The sequence below is a fragment of the Micromonospora sp. NPDC049374 genome (assembly GCF_040677165.1).
In the GTDB taxonomy this organism is placed as follows: Bacteria; Actinomycetota; Actinomycetes; order Mycobacteriales; family Micromonosporaceae; genus Micromonospora.
Window position 1 is genome coordinate 104,820 of sequence record NZ_JBFAQH010000005.1, and the last position, 18,285, is coordinate 123,104.

17 protein-coding genes are annotated in these 18,285 nt (G+C 71.7%); 7 read left to right on the forward strand and 10 right to left on the reverse strand.

The window, feature by feature from the left end:
- Positions 1-13: 13 nt before the first annotated feature.
- From AB0J93_RS10700 to AB0J93_RS10725, 6 genes are all read left to right on the forward strand, one after another.
- On the forward strand, positions 14-2,803 hold the full coding sequence (locus AB0J93_RS10700; RefSeq protein WP_363920415.1) for a LuxR family transcriptional regulator: 2,790 nt from the start codon (positions 14-16) through the stop codon (positions 2,801-2,803).
- A gap of 166 nt (positions 2,804-2,969) precedes the next feature.
- A complete protein-coding gene (locus AB0J93_RS10705) occupies positions 2,970-3,941 on the forward strand; it encodes an ABC transporter substrate-binding protein (RefSeq protein WP_363920887.1) in 972 nt (323 codons plus the stop codon).
- Between the two features lie 66 nt (positions 3,942-4,007).
- On the forward strand, positions 4,008-4,808 hold the full coding sequence (locus tag AB0J93_RS10710; protein ID WP_363920417.1) for an ABC transporter permease subunit: 801 nt from the start codon (positions 4,008-4,010) through the stop codon (positions 4,806-4,808).
- A complete protein-coding gene (locus AB0J93_RS10715; protein ID WP_363920419.1) occupies positions 4,805-5,629 on the forward strand; it encodes an ABC transporter permease in 825 nt (274 codons plus the stop codon). Before AB0J93_RS10710 ends, AB0J93_RS10715 begins: the two co-directional genes overlap by 4 nt.
- Positions 5,622-6,422 carry an ABC transporter ATP-binding protein gene (locus tag AB0J93_RS10720; protein ID WP_363920422.1) on the forward strand — a complete coding sequence of 267 codons (801 nt, stop codon included), beginning with the start codon at positions 5,622-5,624 and terminating at the stop codon, positions 6,420-6,422. Before AB0J93_RS10715 ends, AB0J93_RS10720 begins: the two co-directional genes overlap by 8 nt.
- A gap of 37 nt (positions 6,423-6,459) precedes the next feature.
- On the forward strand, positions 6,460-7,347 hold the full coding sequence (locus AB0J93_RS10725) for a PaaX family transcriptional regulator C-terminal domain-containing protein (RefSeq protein ID WP_363920424.1): 888 nt from the start codon (positions 6,460-6,462) through the stop codon (positions 7,345-7,347).
- Here the strand turns inward: AB0J93_RS10725 and AB0J93_RS10730 are convergent.
- The 4 genes from AB0J93_RS10730 to AB0J93_RS10745 form a co-directional block, all read right to left on the reverse strand.
- The gene (locus AB0J93_RS10730; protein ID WP_363920426.1) at positions 7,344-8,870 is read right to left on the reverse strand and encodes a long-chain fatty acid--CoA ligase; all 1,527 of its coding nucleotides are present in this window, start codon (positions 8,868-8,870) and stop codon (positions 7,344-7,346) included. The genes AB0J93_RS10725 and AB0J93_RS10730 overlap by 4 nt on opposite strands.
- Before the next feature lie 64 nt (positions 8,871-8,934).
- Positions 8,935-9,387 carry a MaoC family dehydratase gene (locus AB0J93_RS10735; RefSeq protein ID WP_093402242.1) on the reverse strand — a complete coding sequence of 151 codons (453 nt, stop codon included), beginning with the start codon at positions 9,385-9,387 and terminating at the stop codon, positions 8,935-8,937.
- A gap of 16 nt (positions 9,388-9,403) precedes the next feature.
- Entirely contained in the window at positions 9,404-10,285 is an 882-nt protein-coding gene (locus AB0J93_RS10740; protein WP_363920428.1) for an amidohydrolase family protein, read from the reverse strand.
- Between the two features lie 24 nt (positions 10,286-10,309).
- Complete coding sequence (locus AB0J93_RS10745; protein WP_363920430.1) at positions 10,310-11,236, reverse strand: SDR family NAD(P)-dependent oxidoreductase; 927 nt, start codon at positions 11,234-11,236, stop codon at positions 10,310-10,312.
- 83 nt (positions 11,237-11,319) lie between these two features.
- Between AB0J93_RS10745 and AB0J93_RS10750 the strand changes: the two genes are divergently transcribed.
- Positions 11,320-11,787, forward strand: a complete 468-nt coding sequence (locus AB0J93_RS10750) for a MarR family winged helix-turn-helix transcriptional regulator (RefSeq protein WP_363920432.1) — start codon at positions 11,320-11,322, stop codon at positions 11,785-11,787.
- A 50-nt stretch (positions 11,788-11,837) separates the two neighbouring features.
- Here AB0J93_RS10750 and AB0J93_RS10755 read toward each other — a convergent pair whose 3' ends face one another.
- The 6 genes from AB0J93_RS10755 to AB0J93_RS10780 all read right to left on the reverse strand — a co-directional run bounded on the left by AB0J93_RS10755 (position 11,838) and on the right by AB0J93_RS10780 (position 18,208).
- Complete coding sequence (locus tag AB0J93_RS10755; RefSeq protein ID WP_363920434.1) at positions 11,838-13,988, reverse strand: DUF6351 family protein; 2,151 nt, start codon at positions 13,986-13,988, stop codon at positions 11,838-11,840.
- Between the two features lie 191 nt (positions 13,989-14,179).
- Complete coding sequence (locus AB0J93_RS10760) at positions 14,180-15,061, reverse strand: PaaX family transcriptional regulator C-terminal domain-containing protein (RefSeq protein WP_363920436.1); 882 nt, start codon at positions 15,059-15,061, stop codon at positions 14,180-14,182.
- Between the two features lie 100 nt (positions 15,062-15,161).
- Positions 15,162-15,935 carry an IclR family transcriptional regulator gene (locus AB0J93_RS10765; protein ID WP_363920438.1) on the reverse strand — a complete coding sequence of 258 codons (774 nt, stop codon included), beginning with the start codon at positions 15,933-15,935 and terminating at the stop codon, positions 15,162-15,164.
- A gap of 31 nt (positions 15,936-15,966) precedes the next feature.
- Positions 15,967-16,920: a PDR/VanB family oxidoreductase gene (locus tag AB0J93_RS10770; RefSeq protein WP_363920440.1), complete on the reverse strand. Its 954-nt coding sequence runs from the start codon at positions 16,918-16,920 to the stop codon at positions 15,967-15,969.
- Complete coding sequence (locus AB0J93_RS10775; protein ID WP_363920443.1) at positions 16,917-17,168, reverse strand: hypothetical protein; 252 nt, start codon at positions 17,166-17,168, stop codon at positions 16,917-16,919. The genes AB0J93_RS10770 and AB0J93_RS10775 overlap by 4 nt, the downstream gene beginning before the upstream one ends.
- Positions 17,165-18,208, reverse strand: coding sequence for an aromatic ring-hydroxylating dioxygenase subunit alpha (locus AB0J93_RS10780; RefSeq protein WP_363920445.1), 1,044 nt, complete (start codon positions 18,206-18,208; stop codon positions 17,165-17,167). Before AB0J93_RS10780 ends, AB0J93_RS10775 begins: the two co-directional genes overlap by 4 nt.
- Positions 18,209-18,285: the final 77 nt, after the last annotated feature.

The window sequence follows — 18,285 nt, forward strand, 5'->3', positions numbered from 1 at the left end:
CGAGACTCGATGCATGGTTCATGCATCGACGGTGCAAATAGATGTGCTACGGGGCCGGCAGGCGGAGTGCCGGGAGATCCGCAGCCTGCTCGCCGCACCGGCCGGGACGGCGCTGCTGCTGCACGGCGAGCCCGGCTGCGGGCGTAGCACGCTGCTGGCGTACGCCCACCGGTACGGTCGGGGCCGCCGGCTGCTCGCCGCCACCGGTCTGCCCGACGAGGCGATGCTGCCCTACGCCGGGTTGCAGCGGCTGCTCGATCCGGTGCTCGACGGCATCCATGCGCTGCCCGAGCGGCAACGGCAGGTGCTGCGCCGGGCGGTGGCCGGTGAAGGCTGTCGCGACCAGGACCAGCTCGTGCTCTCCCAGGCCGTACTCGGCCTGCTCGCCGAGGCCGCCCACGACGGCCCACTGCTGTGCACCATGGACGATCTCGACGTGGGCGACGCCCCGACGGCGAGGTTGCTGACCCTGGTGGCCCGGCGACTGCCGCACCTGCCCGTCGTCCTGCTGCTCACCGCCGGCAGCGACAGCGGAGCGGACCTGATACCCGGCCGCCGGCTGCTGCCGCTCGACGAACCGGACAGTCACGCCCTGCTGGCGGCTCGCCGCCCGGGGCCGCCACCCCCCGGCCGGGTGCTGGCCGGGCTGAGCGCTCTCGCCGGCGGAAACCCGCAGGCCCTGGTCGACCTGGCGGACTCGCTGACCCCCGGCCAGTGGCACGGGGTGGAACCCCTGCCCACGGCACCGCCGGCCGACGGCGGCCTCGGTCGGGCGTACCGCGGCCTGCTGTCCCGCCTGCCCGGTGACACTCGACGCGCGCTGCTGCTGGCCGCGCTCGCCGCGACCGCCCCCGCCGAGCGAGATCCGGCCGACCACGGTCGCGCCGTGGATCCGGTCACGCTGGGCCGGGCGCTGCGAGCGGCCGGCGGCAGCGTCGCGGCGCTCGCGCCGGCCGAGGCCGCCGGTCTGATCCGGCTCACCGCACCGGGTGGCGTCACCTTTCCCCGGCCGCTGGCCCGCGCCATGGTCGAGGCCACCGCCTCGCTGACCGCGCGCCGTGACGCCCACCTGCTGCTCGCCGCCGCGCTCGACGGCACCGGAGCCCGGTTGCGTCGGGCCCTGCACCTGGCAGCGGCAACCGACGGACCGGCACCGGCGCTGGCCACGGAGTTGGCGGACGCGGTCGGCGACCACGCGGACCGGTCCGCCGCGGCGACGGCGCTGGCCCGGGCCGCCGAACTCAGCGACGATCCGGTGCTCGCCGCCAGCCGGCAGGTCACCGCCGCCCGCTACGCCTGGCAGGCGGGCGAACCCGACCGGGCCCGCGCGTTGCTGCACCGCGTCGCGGACGTGCCGGTCGCCTCTCCCACCGGAGGGCTCGCCGACCTGCTGCGGGGCGAGATGCGACTGCGCTGCGGCTCGGCACCGGCGGCGTTGCCGATCCTGCTGGCCGCCGCCAACGCACTGGCCGAGGTCGACCGCGAGTCGGCACTGGTCGCGCTGGTCCGAGCCGGCGAGGCCGTCTGCTTCTGCGGTGACCAGTACCGCTACGCCGAGGTGGCCCGCCGGATGGCGGCACTTCGCCGCGACGGAGATCCACCGTGGGCGGACCTGCTGACCACCCTGGTCGCCGGGGTCGCCGCCACGCTGCGCGGCGACCACGCCCACGGCGGTCCGCTGCTGCGTCGGGCGGTGGTGCTCGGCGACCGGTTGACCGGTGCCGCGGCAACCCCGACCGCGTTGACCGGTGCTGCCGTGGCCGGCCTGCTGGTCGCGGTGGACGCCGGGGCGTACCGGCTCGCCGACCGGGCCGTCGACCTGGCGACCGACCGGGGCGAGGTGTCCCTGCTGCCCAGAGCACTCGAACTACGGGCGATGAGCGAGTACTGGCTGGGCCGCCACGAGGCCGCGACGAGGAGCTGCCGGGAGGGGCTGCGGGTGGCGCGGGCCGCCGGCCAGCACACCAGCGCCGGCGTACATCTCGGCCTGCTCGCCGTGCTCGCGGCCGTGCGGTCCGACCGCGACGCCAGTCTCGGCCACGTCGCCGAGCTGGGCGACGCCGCCGTACCGGGCAGTCGCCCGCACGCCCTCGCCGAGTGGGCCCTCGCGTTGCTGGACCTGGCCGACGCCAGGTACGCCGACGCCGCGGACCGCCTGACCGCGCTGGCTCGGCCCGGTACCGGGCGCGGTCAGGTCCTCGTCCAGGTGATGGCCACGCCCCACCTGGTGGAGGCCGCCGCGCAAGCCGGTCGGCACGCCCGGGCCCGCGCCGCGCTCGCCGTCTTCGACCGCTGGGCCGGCAGCACCGCCAGTCCGCTGCGCCGGGCGCTGTCGGCCCGCTGCCACGCGTTGCTGGCCCCGCGCGGTAGCGCCGAGGCCGAGCAGCAGTTCCGGGCCGCGCTGTCCCTGCACCCGTCCGACGCCGCCACCTTCGAACGGGCGCGCACCGAGCTGCTCTTCGGTCGGGAACTCCGCCGCGCCCGCCGCCCCCGCGAGGCTCGCGGTCACCTGCACCGGGCCCGGCAGACCTTCATCCTGCTCGGTGCCGAGGTGTGGGCCCGGCAGAGCACCGTGGAGCTGCGCGCGGCGGGGGAGTCCGTCGGTGCGCCGGACCCGCACGCGGTACGGCTGCTCACCGGTCAGCAACTGCGCATCGCCCACCTGGTCGCTGCCGGTGCCACCAACCGGGAGGTGGCCAGCCAGATGTTCCTGTCCACCCGGACCGTCGACCATCACCTGCGCAACATCTACCACCGGCTCGGCATCCGCTCCCGCACCGAGCTGGTCCGCGCGTTGAGCTGACGTGTCCAAACCGATATTCAACTGATCCATGACGGGCGTCAGAATTTCTTGACATTTGAGGGTGGTTGGCTGACGATGGCCAACACGGCCGGGTGATCTCACTCACATCGACCCGCCGTCGGTGTTGACGCGCCCACCACCCCCCGCCCCAGGAAGGGCCTTGTCGATGAAGAAGGTATTCACGCTCGGGCTGATCGCCAGCGTAGCGATCGCGCTCGCTGGATGTACGGACTCGGATGCCACCCCCTCGGGAGAGAATAGCGGCGAACTCCGCCAGGTACGGGTCGCGGCCCTGCCGATCACCGAGACCGCCGCGTTGTGGGGCGGCATGAAGGCCGGCATCTTCGAAAAGCACGGACTCTCGGTCGAGGTGCTGCCCGCACAGGGCGGCGCCCAGGCCATCCCCGCGCTGATCAACGGCGACATCGACTTCGCCATCGGTCAGCCGTTCGGCCCGTTCCGGGCCGACCTGCAGGATCTCGGCGTCGTGATCATCGGCAACTACGCGTCGTCCTACGCCGAGGGCGACGACATCAACGCCGTGGTGGCCTCGGCCAAGTCGGGCATCACCCGGCCGGCGGAGCTCGCGGGCAAGCGAGTGTCGGTCAACAGCCTGGGTGCGGCCGGCGATGTGACGATCATGGCCGCGGTGGAGAAGGACGGCGGTGACCCGTCCACCATCAAGTTCGTCGAGGTCGCCTTCCCCGACGTCCCGGCGCAGCTCGAAGCCGACAACATCGACGCCGCCTGGGTGCCGGAACCCTTCGTCACCCAGCTGCGTAACCGTGGCGACACCTTCGTCGTCGCGCCCTACCAGGCGGTCGCCCCCGGGCTCGCGACGCTCACCGCCATCACGACGAAGAAGCAGATGGACTCCGAGGCCGAGTTGGTCGCCGACTTCACCGCGGCGATGAAGGAGACCCTCGCGTGGGCGCAGGACTCCGCCAACGAGGCCGCCGTCCGCCAGGCGATCAAGGACAACCTGGAGCTCCCGGAGCCGGTAGCGGACTCGGTGAAGCTGCCGGAGTTCGGTTGGGAGCTTGACCGGGCGAGCCTGGAATCGCTGGCCACGCTCGCGGGCAAGTACAAGGTGCTCGATCAGCAGCCCAACTTCGATCGCCTCATCCAACAGCAGTAGCCGGCGCGGTCCCGCCCTTCCCGGTGACCGGCCGGGAAGGGCGTCGCCGCCGACCACGGGAGCAACATGCACGTCTTGTCCCTCCGGCGTCCCCGCTCGTTGCGCAAGGTGATGCTGGGCGTTGTCGGGCTGACCGGGTTCCTCGTCATCTGGCAACTGGTCCCGACCCTGGGCCTGATCAACTCGCAGTACCTGCCGTACGTCACCGACGTGTTCGCCCGGCTCGCCGAGGAGTCCCGCGACCTCGCCTTCTGGCGCCGGCTCGGGTACACCATGACCTCCTGGGCGATCGGGCTGGCCGTGGCCACCGCCGCCGCGGTCGTCCTCGGTACGGTCGTCGGCCTGGTGCCCTTCCTGCGCCGCGCCACCCACACGGTGGTGGAGTTCCTGCGGCCGATCCCGTCGGTGGCGCTCATTCCGCTCGCCGTGCTGCTGTTCGGCATCCAGATGCAGGCCGCCCTGCTCATCATCATCTACGCGTCGTTCTGGCAGGTCTTCGTGCAGGTGATCTACGGCGTCGCCGACGTCGACGCGGTCGCCCGGGACACCGCCCGCAGCTTCGGACTCACCCGCCGCGAGCGGTTGTCGTACCTGGTGCTGCCGACCGCCCTGCCGTACCTCATGACGGGCGTCCGGCTCGCCGCCGCGGTCGCCCTCATCCTCGCCATCACCGCCGAGATGGTGATCGGCAATCCCGGTCTGGGACGGATGATCGAGCTGTCCCGGTCCGCCGGTGACTCCGTCGGGCTGTACGCCTTCGTGGTGGTCACCGGGCTGCTCGGGCTTCTGGTCAATCTCGTCTTCCGATTCATCGAGCGGCGTTCGTTGTCGTGGCATCAGTCCGTACGCGGTGAGGAGGTCCTGTGACCGCGCACACCGTCCGCATCGCCCAGCGCTCGCGCGGGCGCGGCCTCGGGCGCCGCGTCGCCGCGGGTTTCCTCTACCCGCTCGGCCTGCCCTTCCTGCTGCTGGTGGTCTGGGGACTGGCGTCGTCCTCGTCGACCAACCGGTTCTTCCCCGGCCCCCTGACGATCTTCGAAGCCTTCCGGGAGACCTGGATCGGGCCGGCGTTCGTCGACGACGTGCTGCCGAGCCTCTACCGGCTCGCCCTCGGCATCGCGGCCTCGATCGTGATCGGCATCGCCGCCGGTACGCTCATCGGGCTGTTCACCTGGCTCCGCGAACTGCTCGAACCGCTGCTGGAGTTCTTCCGGGCCATCCCACCGCCGGTGCTGATCCCGGTCGTGATGCTGCTGCTCGGCATCACCGACACGATGAAGGTGGTCGTGATCGTCTCCGGCGCGATCTGGCCGATTCTGCTGAACACGATCGACGGTGTCCGGGCCACCGACAGCGTGATGTCCGAGACCGCCGACTCGTTCCAGATCACCTGGTGGGAGCGGCTCTGGTACCTCGTGCTCCCGGCGGCCAGCCCGCGGATCATGACCGGGGTCCGGCAGGGCCTCTCGGTCGCGCTGATCCTGATGGTCATCTCGGAGATGTTCGCCTCGTCCGCCGGACTGGGCTATCGGATCGCCTACTTCCAACGCAACTACCTCATCGCCGAGATGTGGAGCGGCATTCTCCTGCTCGGCCTCGTCGGCGTGCTCCTCGCCGCGACCTTCGGTGTCGTCGAGCGACGGGTGCTGCGCTGGTACCACGGAATCAGGGAGGTCAACCGTGCCTGACCGGAGCACGCTGCTGCGGGTGGAGCACCTGCGCAAGGTGTACGAGTCCACGAACGGCGATGTCGAGGCGATCGGGGACATCAGCTTCACCATGCGCTCCGGTGAGCTGGTCTGCATCGTCGGGCCGTCGGGCTGCGGCAAGACGACCCTGTTGAAATGCCTCGCCGGCCTGCTCCGGCCCACCAGCGGCCTGGTCGAGATGGACGGACAGCCGGTGACCGGCCCGAGCCCGGCGATGGCCGTCGTGTTCCAGGAGTACGGCCGGAGTCTCTACCCGTGGTTGACCGTCCGGGGCAACGTCGAGCTGCCGCTGCGTCACAAGCGGCTGTCCCGCTCGGCCCGCGACAAGCTCGTCACCGACGCCATCGAGGCGGTCGGGCTGGCGCACGCGGCCCGCAGTCACCCGTGGCAGCTCTCGGGTGGCATGCAGCAGCGGGTGGCGATCGCGCGGGCCATCGCGTACCAGCCCGAGGTGCTGATCATGGACGAGCCGTTCGCCGCGGTCGATGCGCAGACCCGCGCGGACCTGGAGGATCTCGTCCGCGAGCTGCACGCGAGCCGCAAGATTTCGGTTCTCTTCGTCACCCATGACATCGACGAGTCGGTTTACCTGGGGGAACGGGTGCTGGTGTTGTCCGCGTCGCCGACCTGGGTACAGGAGGATCTGGCGGTCGACCTCCCGCCGGAGCGCGACCAGATCACCACCCGGGCGCTACCGCGCTTCACCGAGCTGCGTACGCATGTCTACGACCAGATCCAGCGTGCGAAGCGCGGGCAGACCGTCGCCCCGTGACCGTGCCGCGGGGTGGATTCGCTCGAGAGGGAAAGCTGTGCGCAGTCGTCAGCCGAAGCAGCTGCTGCTCGCGTTCTTCGGCGAGCACGTCGTCGACGATGCGGTGGGCCCGATTCGCGCCAGCGTCCTGATCGGGGTTCTCGAAGGTGCCGGCATCGCCGCACCGGCGACGCGGGCGACCCTCGACCGGCTGGTGCAGACCGGCATGCTCGACCGCAGCAAGAGCGGTCGGGAGATCCTGTTCTCGCTGACCGAGCACGGGGTGGCGGTGTTGCGGGAGGCCACCGAACGGGTCCGTGGTCCGCGCCCGTTCGACCCGCAGGGCACCGGCTGGACCCTCGTCACGTTCACGATCCCCGAGGGGCAGCGGACCCTGCGCCACCGGTTGCGTTCCACCCTCACCTGGGAGGGTTTCGCGCCGCTGCGCGACGGGCTCTGGCTCGCACCCGGTGAGGTCGACCTCGCCGGGTCGCTGGAGCCGCTGTGCCGGGACCTTCCCCCCAAGACGGTAGTCGCCTTCCACGCCCGGGAACTCCCCGGCTTTCCGATCGCCGACAGTGTCCGCGCGGCGTGGGACATCGAGGCGATCCGGCGGGAACACCTGGCGTTCATCGAGGTGTGGGGCGAGCCGGGCGCGGCCACCCAGGCGGCGAGCGCGCTGACCGTACGCACGATGCTGGTGGCCGACTGGCTCGCGTTGCTGCGCGCGGACCCGAGGCTGCCCCGCGAGTTCATGGACGAGCAGTGGCCGGCCGGCCGGTCGACGCAGGTCTACCGGCGGATGCACCAGCGGCTGGCCGCGGCGTCCGCCGAGGAGTTCGCCGCCCTGGTCGCCGGTGGCAGCGGTGCGGTGGCCAGGAACGTGGGCGGTGTCGCGGCGAGGTCAGGCGGCGATCCGGCGCGGCGCAGCCGGACACCGCACTAGCCGGCGAACCGGTCCCGCAGGTCGGCCTTGCGCACCTTCCCCGACGCGGTCCGGGGAAGGTCGTCGACGACGATCACGTTCTTGGGCACCTTGTAGCGGGCGACCCGGCCGTCGAGGAACTGTTGCACCGTGGCCGTGTCGACGGTGGCGTCCTCCCGTACGGTCATGATCGCCCACGGCACCTCGCCCCACCGCGCGTCCGGTACGCCGATGACCGCCACCCCGGTCACCCCCTCGATCTCGCCGAGCAGGACCTCGATCTCGGCCGGGTAGATGTTCTCGCCCCCCGAGATGATCATGTCCTTGAGCCGGCCCGAGATGTAGAGGTAGCCGTCGGCGTCGAGGTATCCGAGGTCGCCGGAGCGGAACCAGCCGTCCGGGGTGAACGCCTCGGCCGTCGCCTCCGGCAGCAGGTGATAGCCGGGGAAGACGTTCGGACCGCAGATCTGGATCTCACCGATGCCGTCGTCGGCGATCGGCTCGCCGTGTTCGTCGGCGATCCGCACGCTTGTGAAGAAGTGGGGCAGGCCCACACTGCCCTGCTTGGCGCGGGTCATCGTGGGGGGCAGCGACGTCGCGCCCGGCGACGCCTCGGTCATGCCGTAGCCCTGCGAGAACGACAGGCCACGTTCCTCGTACGCGTTGAGGATCCGGGTCGGCACCGCCGAGCCGCCGCAGGTGAGCTTGCCCAACGTCGACAGGTCGGTGGTGGCCCAGTTCGGGTGGTCGGCCATCAACTGGTAGGTGGTCGGCACCCCGCTGAGCATGGTGACGCCGTGCCGCTCGATCTGGGCGAGCGCGCGTCCCGGCTCGAAGCCCTTCTCCAGCACGAGCGTGGCGCCCTTGAGGATGACCGGCAGAGCCCCCATGCCGAGGGACGCGACATGGAACAGCGGCGAGATCATCAGCGCGACGTCGGTCGACACGACGTCGTAGTCGACCACGCAGTTGAGCGCGACCCAGGTGAGGTTGCCGTGGGTCAGCACCGCACCCTTGGCCCGGCCGGTCGTGCCCGAGGTGTAGATGATCGCGGCCGGGTCGTCCAGGCCCACCTCGGCGGCGGCAGCGTCGGACATCGCGGTCGTGCTCAGCAGCCTGGTCAGTCCCGGCCGGTCGGCCGTACCCTCGCCGGTGACGACGACGCGCGGGGACGGCCCGGTGCCGATGGCGGCGACCACCCGCCCGTCGAACTCCGGATCGTGGATCAGCACCCGCGCGCCGCAGTCGGTGAGAACGTGGGCGACCTCGGGCGGTGCCAGCCGGGTGTTGACCGGCACGAAGACAGCACCCAGCCGCGCCGCGCCGAACATCACCTGGAGGAAATCCGGGCTGTTCTCGCCCAGATAGGCCACCGCGTCGCCCCTGCCGACGCCGAGACGCCGCAGCAGCGCGGCGACCCGGTCGGTGCCGTCGGCGAACTGGCGGTACGTCACGCGGTCGCCCTCGCCGTGCACGAGGGCGACCTTGTCGGGGGATTTGAGCCGGCGCTTGGCCAGCCATGCGCCGATTCCTTGTTCGTGCATCAGCGGTCTCCCGGTGGTGGAGGATGGTGCGTCGATGCGTGACCGGTCGGCCTGCCGGTGGCCGTCAGGCGTAGAAGCGGTACAGGCCGCGGGCCACCACTGCGGGCTTGGTGCCGCCGTCGATCTCGATCGTCTGGTCGACGGCGATCTGGTAGCCGCCGGCCACCTCGACGACCTCGGCGACGGTCGCCGTCATGCGTACCCGCGAGCCGACCTTGACGGGAGCCGGGAAGCGCACCTTGTCGAGGCCGTAGTTGACCTTCGTGGTGACCCCCTTGACGTCGAGCAGTTCGGTCCAGAAGGGCACCGCCAGCGAGAGCGTGAGGAAGCCGTGGGCGATGGGCGCGCCGAAGGGGCCGTTCTTCGCCCGCTCGGGGTCGACGTGGATCCACTGGTGGTCGTCGGTGGCGTCGGCGAAGAGGTTCACCTGATCCTGGGTGACCGTCCGGTAGTCGGTGTAGCCGAGGTCGGTGCCGGCGAGGTCGGCGAGCTGTTCGTAGGTGATCGTCGTCGTCATGAGCTTCCTCTCGTCGTCAGCTGGACAGGCGCAACAGCCGGACGGCGTTGTCCTTCAGGATGCCGGGGAGCACCTCGGGCTTGAGGTCGGTGGTGCGCACGTCCCGTAGCCAGCGGTCCGGGGTGAGCAGCGGATAGTCGGTGCCGAACAGCACCCGGCGCTTGAGCAGCGAGTTGGCGTACCGCACCAGCTCGGCCGGGAAGTACTTCGGGCTCCAGCCGGACAGGTCGATCCAGGTGTTCGGCTTGTGGGTGGCCACCGACAGCGCCTCGTCCTGCCAGGGCACCGACGGGTGGGCCATGATGATCTGGAGGTCGGGGAACTCGGCCGCGACGGGGTCGAGCAGCATCGGGTTGGACAGGCCGAGCCGGAAGCCGTAGCCGCCCGGCATCCCGGCACCGATGCCGGTCTGCCCGGTGTGGAACAACGCCGGCACGCCTGCCTTTTCCAGCAGACCCCAGATCGGCGCGTACTGCTCGTCGCTCGGATCGAAGCCCTGCACGGTGGGATGGAACTTGAAGCCGCGTACGCCTTCCTCCTCGATCAGCCGGCTGGCGAGGTCGAGCGCCGCCGCACCGGTGCGCGGGTCGACGGAGCCGAACGGGATCAGGACGTCGGCGTGCTCGGCCGCGGCGCGGGCGATCTCCACGCTCGACAGCGGCTGGTGCGCCAACTGGGTACGGGCGTCCACGGTGAACACGACGGCCGCCATCTGGCGTTCCCGGTAGTACTGCGCCACCGCCTCGATCGCCGGGCGCGGCCCGTCGGCCTTGAAGTACTTCGAGACCGCCGCCACCAGGTCGTCGGGCAGCGAGTTGTGGCCGTGCTCGTCGACCTCGATGTGCACGTGCATGTCGATGGCGGTGACCACGTCGAGGTCGATGGCGGGTTGGTACATGATGGGGAACTTTCGTCCGGCGGGTCAGGAGGCGGCGTTCTTGAACTCCTCGGGGAGGTCCGGGAACCGCTCGCCGACGCTCTGCGTCGCACCGGCGAACGTCGCCGGCCCGGCTTCGAGCAGCGCATCGTACGTCCAGCCGCCCTCGCGGTAGGCGGTGAGGGCCGCCTCCGGGTGGGTCCAGACCTGGAGCCGGTCCCCGCCGACCCCGATCACCTGCCCGGTGATGCCGCCGGCCGCGTCGGAGCCGAGAAACGCGACGAGCCCGGCCACGTCGTCCGCCGTGCCGAAGCCGAGATCGTGCCGGAAGAACGCCGGCATCGGCTCACCCTTCTCGGCTGCCTGCACGGCGGCGGCGAAGTAGGGAACGGTGGCGGTCATGGCGGTCGCGGCCACCGGGACCACGGTGTTGGCGGTGATGCCGGCGCGCTTGAGCTCCAACGCCCAGGTGCGCGTCATGCCGACGATGCCGGCCTTGGCGGCGGCGTAGTTGGTCTGGCCGAAGTTGCCGCGCTGGCCGGTGGGGGAGCCGATGCAGATGATGCGCCCGCCCTCGCCGGCCGTCCGCATGTGTTGCACCGCCGCGCGCACCGTGGTGAAGGTGCCGCGCAGGTGCACGTTGATGACGGTGTCGAAGTCCTCGTCGGTCATCTTCCACAGCACGGTGTCGCGCAGCACACCGGCGTTTGTGACCAGGATGTCGAGCCGACCGAAGGTCTCGACGGCGGTGGCGACCAACTGCTCGGCGGTCTCGGTCGGGCCGACCGGAGCGACCACCGCGGCGGCCCGGCCACCGAGCGCCTGGATCGACGCGACGGCGTCGGCCGTGGTCTGGGCGTCGACGTCGTTTACCACCACGGCGGCGCCCTGCCGGGCGAGTTCCTGCGCGTACGCGAGGCCGAGACCGCGTCCGGAACCGGTGACGATGGCGACCTTGCCGTCCAGGGACATGGAGAACTCCTTCGTGTCCACCCGATCTGAGCACGGACCATTGAAAATGTCAATCATTGAGGAAACGCGCTACCATCATCGCCATGTCCGCTAGCGGGAAGACCCGGCTGCCGGGGCGGGACGCCCTGCGGGACAGCGTGCTCGGCGGTGACCTGGTCTTTCTGTTGGCCCGCGCCAACGCCCTCACGCTCGCGGCGGCCAACGCCGCCCTCGCCGAGCACGGGCTCAAGGCGCGCTCCTACTCCGTGCTCGCGCTGGCCGCCGACGGGGCCCGCCCGACGCAGCGGGAGCTGGCCGAGTTCCTCCGCCTCGACCCGAGCCAGGTCGTCGCCCTGGTCGACGGGCTCGAACAGCGTCAGCTGGTGGAGCGCCGCACCGACCCCGCCGACCGGCGGGCGAACGTCCTCGTCGCGACCGACGCCGGCCGGGACCTCTTCGCCCGCGCCCAGCAGGCCGCCCGCGCCGTGGAGCGGGGCCTGCTGGCCCCGGTGACCCCCGAGGAGCACGAGCGGCTGGCCGGTCTGCTGCGGTTGCTCGCGTTTCCCGACTGAGCGCGGTCGGGTGGCTCGCCACGGGCGAGCCACCCGACCAGGTGCTGCCGTCAGAAGCGGATCCAGGTGCGGGCGAGTGGGCGCTGCCCGACGCCCGGTTTCGACCAGTCACAGACGCCGCCGGGGAAGACCGTACGCAGCCGCTGCCACTGCTCGGCGGTGAAGCGCACCCCGTACCCCGACTTGCGCAGCGGCTGAAGCTGGCACTTGAGCACCGCCGAGGTGGTCGGCCCGCCCGCCACCACCCGGGGATTGCGGTGGTACGGGTAGAGCTGGTTGCACCGGGCGGTCGGGTCGAGGGTCAGCCGCTCCACGATCCGCTCACCGTCGGGCGTGACGCAGCTGTCGGCCAGGCCGCGTGGCCGGGACAGCCGGGTGAGCGCCACGGCGTGCAGGTGCGGACGGGCCGCCGCGAGCCTGCCGCGCGCGGTCAGCCAGGCATCCATGTCGGCGAGCGCCTGTTCCTGGATCGCCGCGCTGGCCGCGCCCGGCGGGCCGGTCACGCTGACGTGGTTGTCGGCGTCGCCGTTGGCCCGCACCAGCCGCTCCCGCATCGTCCAGGAGCGGAACCGGTCGTGGAAGTCGCCGGTGGGGTCGGTGTAGCCGCGCGTCTCGATGATCGGGGTCCAGCGCAGCCCGCCGTCGAACTGGTTGACCCGGCCGGTCGCGTACGCCCTGCTGATCGCCGCGACGTTCGCGGAGGTGCGCTGCGGGGTGCGGTTGCCCTCCACGTCCAGGCCGCCGATGCCCTCGTTGAGCCGGACGAACTGCTCCGGGCTGATGACGCCCGCCCTGAGCGTCGCCAGGCCGTACTGCACGCCGATGGTGTCCGGGATGATCGGCCGGCCGGCACCGGTCCTCGGGTCGACGCCGTAGACGTTCGAGACGAAGTCCGCCATGGCGCAGCGGATGCCCTCCGGGTTGGTGTCCGGGTGGTAGCGCCGGTCGGCGGGGATGTGGGCGGGGCAGGCGGTCGGCCAGTCCACACTGTCGAAGAACTGGTAGCCGAAGCAGGTGTTCGGGCTGCCGAAGCCGCTGACGGCGTGCTGCTGGGCCGCCGACAGCCCGGCTGTGGTGGCCGCCTGGGAGATGAACCGGCACTCGTGGCCGGAGATGGTGGTGGAGCGCTCGTCCGGGTAGCCGATGCTGCCGATGACGCCGTTCAGGATGCCGGGGTAGGCGTTCGAGATCAGCAACTGCTGCATGGTGCCGGCCGATCCACCCCACCCCATGGTGAAGGCCGGTACGCCGAGCGTCTCGATGAAGTGTTCCTTGACCATCATGGCCGTCTCGGCGGACGTGACGTCGTTGCAGTTGTGCGCGTACACGTTGAATGTCGCGCTGGCCACCGCGTAGCCGCGGCTCAGCAACGTGTGGTCGAGGACGCCGCCGGTGCTGGTGGCCTGGGTGTGGCCGATGCCGCAGGCACCGCCGAAGGTGTACACCAGCCGCTCGTTCCAGCCACGCGTGGTCGTCCACGGGCTCGGGGCCGGTGTGCCGGGCTGGTGCAGCATGGCGATCTCGTACACCGCCCGGTTGATGGTGCCGCGTTCGATCCGCACCACGTACGGGACGGTCCGGCCGGCCGTGGTGGTGGTGCTGGCCACGTCCGCCGGCAGCGGACCGTCGGGTAGGTCGACGAAGCTGCCGGCGGTGCTGCGGTACCGGTAGCTGACCTGCGGCTCGGCGACGTGGCAGTCCTCGTCGACCGGGCCCAGGTGCCAGGGACTGCCCGAGGCGGTGCAGAACAGCGGGATGTGCGGCCCGGAGAAGACCGGGCCGGCGGCCGGATGGTTGACAAGCGTCAGGCTGGCGCCGGGGCGTCCCCAGCCCGGCCCGTGCGCGCGGACCTCGATCCGGTTGCGGCCCAGCTTCAACTGATCCACCAGGCCGAGCAGGGTCCGCTTGTCGCCCGCCGGCCGGAAGCGTCCGGTCACGTCACGGCCGTCGAGGCGGACCTTCACCCGGTGCGGTGCGACGGTGCGCGGCACGGTGACCCGCACCAGGGCGTCGCCGCCGCTGACCATGTCCGCGCGACCGGAGACGACCGACACGTCGAAGCCCCGGTCGCCGCCCTTGCCGGCCCCGGGCGCGGCCCCGGCCGGTGCGGAGCTGCTGACCAGTGCGGTGGCGATGAGCGCGGTCAACGCCACCCGGAGGGGTCGGTGCCGGGTGCTCCTCCGAGATCGGTGGGTGGGCATGGCGGGACCCCTTTCAGCCGGGGACGGGCGGCTGGGCCTCCGGGGTCGAAGGCACGGAGAAAACGTAATGCGAAAACTGACCGGCAGTCAATGGAAGTGCAATGCATCGATGCCGCGAGCCGGCAGGGTGCCTTGGTGACGGTCGGGCCGGAATGTCCGATATGGAGTCAAGCGCGGCGGAGCGGAGCGGGTCAGACCGGTTCGAGTCGCTGGACGAGGTCCTCGAAGCGCTTCTGGGCCAGCGGCGCCAGCGCCTCGGAGATGCTCAAAAACATCGCCCGTGCCTCGGCCCGTGGAAACGACTGAGGCAGGAACTCGGCGGGCAGGTCAGGGTCGGTGCCGACAAGCGCCCGCCAGTCGCTGACCAGCCGGGTGCGGGCGACGAGCGCCTCCGCCGGCAGCACCGCACCGGCGCAGGCCCGGTCGGTCAGCTCGCGGTAGCGGTGCAGGAAGTCCTGGTAACCGGCGGCCACCTCGTCGATCCGCCAGGCGGCCTCCAGCCGCGCCCTGCCGTCCGGCAGCAACTCCAGGTCCGTGGAGCGCAGGAGCACCGCGTCGGTGACCCCGAGTTCGCTGAGCTGCTCGCGTGCCTCGTGGAGCCGGTCGTGCGGTGTGACCCAGGTGGCGTCGTACAGCGGCCAGAACGTCAACCAGCGCAACCGGGCCCGGATCAGCCGCCGCTGGTTCGCGTCCTCCAGCGGCACCGTGAATGCGATGAGCGTCCAACTGCCGTCCCAGGTGCTCTCGTCGGTGGTGGCGAAGATGCGCCGCGCTCCGCGTTGGAGGATGTGCCAGGCCGGCTCGGTCAACCGGTAGCTGGTCCGCCGGCCCTCCTTGGTCCGCTGGAGCATGCCCCGCTGGGTCAGCCGGGCGAGCGTGGCGCGGGCGTTCGCGGGCGCGATGCCGAACTCCGCGAGGACGGCCACCAGGCCCCCGGACGGCAGTGGCGAACGACCGGCGTGCCAGTGGTCCCCGAGCAGGGTCACCAGCAGACGCTGGGCCCGGGCCCGCCCGACCGCTGCCCGCTCCGCCGGCGACCCCGGCGGCAACCGCTCGCCCAGACCGTCGCTCACCACGCGGACGCCCCGGTCGGGATTCCGTCGGTGCGGGGCTGGCCAGAGCGCATCAACACCCGGACACGTTACTGCGCCGGGTGACGAGGCGGTACCGGCCTCAGCCGGCGAACCGCCGGGACCCGTACGACGTGCCGAGCGACCGGGAAATCGTCCGGCCGGCCGCCTGGACCAGCGGTGCCAGCGCCACCGGGTCCGCCCGGTGCTGGGCGACCACGAGTGAGATGGCGGCGACCACCGCGCCCTCGGGTCCACAGATCGGCGCGGCCACCGAGAGGGCGTCCATGGTGACCTGCCTGTCGCTCACCGCGTACCCGGTGCGGCGCACCTCGGCCAGAGCACGGCGCAGCCGCCCGGGATCGGTGATGGTCAGCGGGGTGTACCGCTCCAGCGGCGCGGTCAGCACCTGTTCCTGGATCTCGGCCGGCGCGTACGCCAGCAGCACCAGCCCGACGCCGGTTGCGTGCAACGCGAAGCGGCCACCGACCCGGGTGAGCACCGGCACCGCGTGCCGCCCGGCGATCCGTTCGATGAAGACGAGTTCGGCGTCCTGCCGGACCGCGAGCTGGACGTTCTCGTGGGTCACCTCGTACAGGTCCTCCATGGTCGGCAGCGCCAGTTCGCGCAGCCCGAGCCCCCGGGGGGCGAGCGAACCAACCTCCCACAGCCGCAACCCGATCCGGTACCGCCCGTCGTCACCCCGCTCCAGCGCACCCCAGGCGACCAGCTCGGCCACCCGCCGGGACGCGGTGGGCAACGGCAGCTCGGCCCGCCGGGCCAGCTCGCTGAGGGTCAGCGCCGGACCGGCCGGGGTGAACGCGTCGAGCAGGGCCAGCACCTTGCTTGTCACCGACCGTCCGGGCTGCGCGTCCACCCCGCCATCATGCCGACCCCCGGCCCGCCGGTCACAGCTCCAGCGTCAGCCGGGGCGTCACCGCGCGCGAAACGCAGATCATCATGGTGTCGCCGACGGCCCGCTCCGCCTCGGTGAGCAGGCTGTCCCGGTGCTCCGGCACACCGTCCAGGACGGGTGTCTCGCAGGTGCCGCAGGTGCCCTCCCGACACGAGGAGAGCACCTGCACACCGGCCGCCTCCACCGCCGCCAGGATCGACGTGCCCGGCGGCACGGTGAGCGTCCGGCCGCTGAGGGCGAGTTCGACCTCGACGGCGGCGTCCACGGCATCGGCGGGGGCGAGCGGAGTGAACCGCTCGACGTGCAGGGCCCCGGCGGGCCAGGTCCGGCAGCGTTGCTCCACCGCCGCGACCAACGACTCCGGCCCACAGCAGTAGACGAGCCCGTCTACCGGCCGCCCCAGCAGCTCGTCCAGGTCGAGCAGGCCGGTCTCGTCCTGCGGGTACAGGCTCACCCGGTCGCCGTACTTCTCCCGTAGCGCGTCGGCGAAGGCCATCGTGGCGCGGCTACGCCCGCCGTACACCAGCCGCCAGTCGGCGCCGGCGGCGTCGGCGGCGGCGACCATCGGCCTGATTGGCGTGATGCCGATGCCACCGGCGACGAACAGGTAGCGCGAGGCCGCCACCAGCGGGAAATTGTTCCGTGGTCCGCGCACCCGGACTGTCGCGCCCGGGGTGAGCCGCTCGTGCACGTGCCGCGAGCCGCCGCGACCCTCCGGCTCCAACTGGACCGCGACCCGCAGGGTGGCGCGGTCGGCCGGGTCGCCGCAGAGCGAGTACTGGCGTACCAGCCCCGGCCCGAGTTCCAGGTCGAGGTGCGCGCCGGGGGACCAGGCGGGCAGGTCGCCGCCGCCGGGGCGGCACAGGCTCAGGACGGCGACGCCCGTCGCCGCCCAGTCCCGGTCGGCCACCACCAGCTCCGCGCCGTCCAGGCCGTCGTCGGTCATGCCGGCACCGCCGACCGCGTCGGGGCAGGCGACACCGGCGTCCCGCTGGCGGCCTGGGGCGCTGGCGGGACCACCTCCGGCGACTGATGACCGTACGGGTGGGCGAGCAGCCACTCCCACAACTCGACCGGTTCCTCGGCGACGCGTTCGGCACCGCAGTGGCAGATTCCGCGCAGCGTGTCGGTGCCCGGCATCCAGTGGATCCGGTAGATCCGGTCGCCGGTGAGCATGCTGGCCGGCTCGGTCATCGGGGCGCCCCCACCGTCCCCGCCTCGACCATCCGCGCGATCAGCCGTCGGGCGGCGAGCCCGCCGGTGTCGATGTTGATGCTCAGCTCCTGGTACTTGTCCGGCTCGGACGCGATCACCTGCTCCAGGATGTTCAGCGCCGTCACGTCCTGCATGACCACCGTGCGGTTGCTCTGGTGCAGGTACTCGCTCACCGACTCGTCCTCGATGGCGAAGTCCCGGGCGACCGCCCAGAAGTCGTAGGTGGTGTTCTCCGTCGACGGGGTGATGGCGTACACGATCTCGGCGTGGAAGGCGTCGCTGTCCTCGCCCTCGGCCGGCGGGTAGAGGCCCTGGGGTGCGATCCGGCTGTGCAGCAGGTACAGGCACGGCGGGTGGAACTCGATGTCCTGCCAGCGGGTGATCCGGCCCTGGATGCCTGTCGACTTCGCGTAGAACGGCGGGCACTCGGCGTCGTCCATGTGCCGGCTGACGTAGACGATGCCGCGTTCCTCGTCCACTTCGGTGGTGATCGGCGTGTTCGCCACCTCCGGCGTGCCGATGTAGCCGCCGTGCAGGTAGGTCTCGTGGGACAGGTCCATCAGGTTGTCCACCAGCAGGCTGTACCGCGCGTTCAGCGGCTCCATCCCGCGGACGACCGCGTACCGGGGGTCGTCCAGCCAGGGCGCGCGGGGAATCGTGGCCGGGTCCGCGCGGTCCCGATCGCCGATCCACACCCAGATCAGCGAATCCTGCTCCACCACCGGGTAGGCGGCGACCCGCGCGGTACGCGGGATGCGTTGCTGACCCGGTACGAAGAGGCAGGCGCCGGTCTGGTCGTAGGTGAAACCGTGGTAGCCGCAGACGATGGTGTCGCCGTCGAGGCGGCTCTCCGACAGCGGGTAGCGACGGTGCACGCACCTGTCGGCGAGCGCCACGGCCTCCCCGGACTCGGTGCGGTAGAGGACCAGCGGCTCACCGAGCACGGTGCGGGCGAGCAGATCCCGCCCGACCTCGTTGCTGTAGGCCGTCACGTACCACTGGTTGCGGGCGAACGCCATCGTGACCCAACCTCTCTCGGGACGGGAGCGGGGTGCGGTCGGATGATCCCGTGACCGGGCCGCTGATCGGCAGCGTC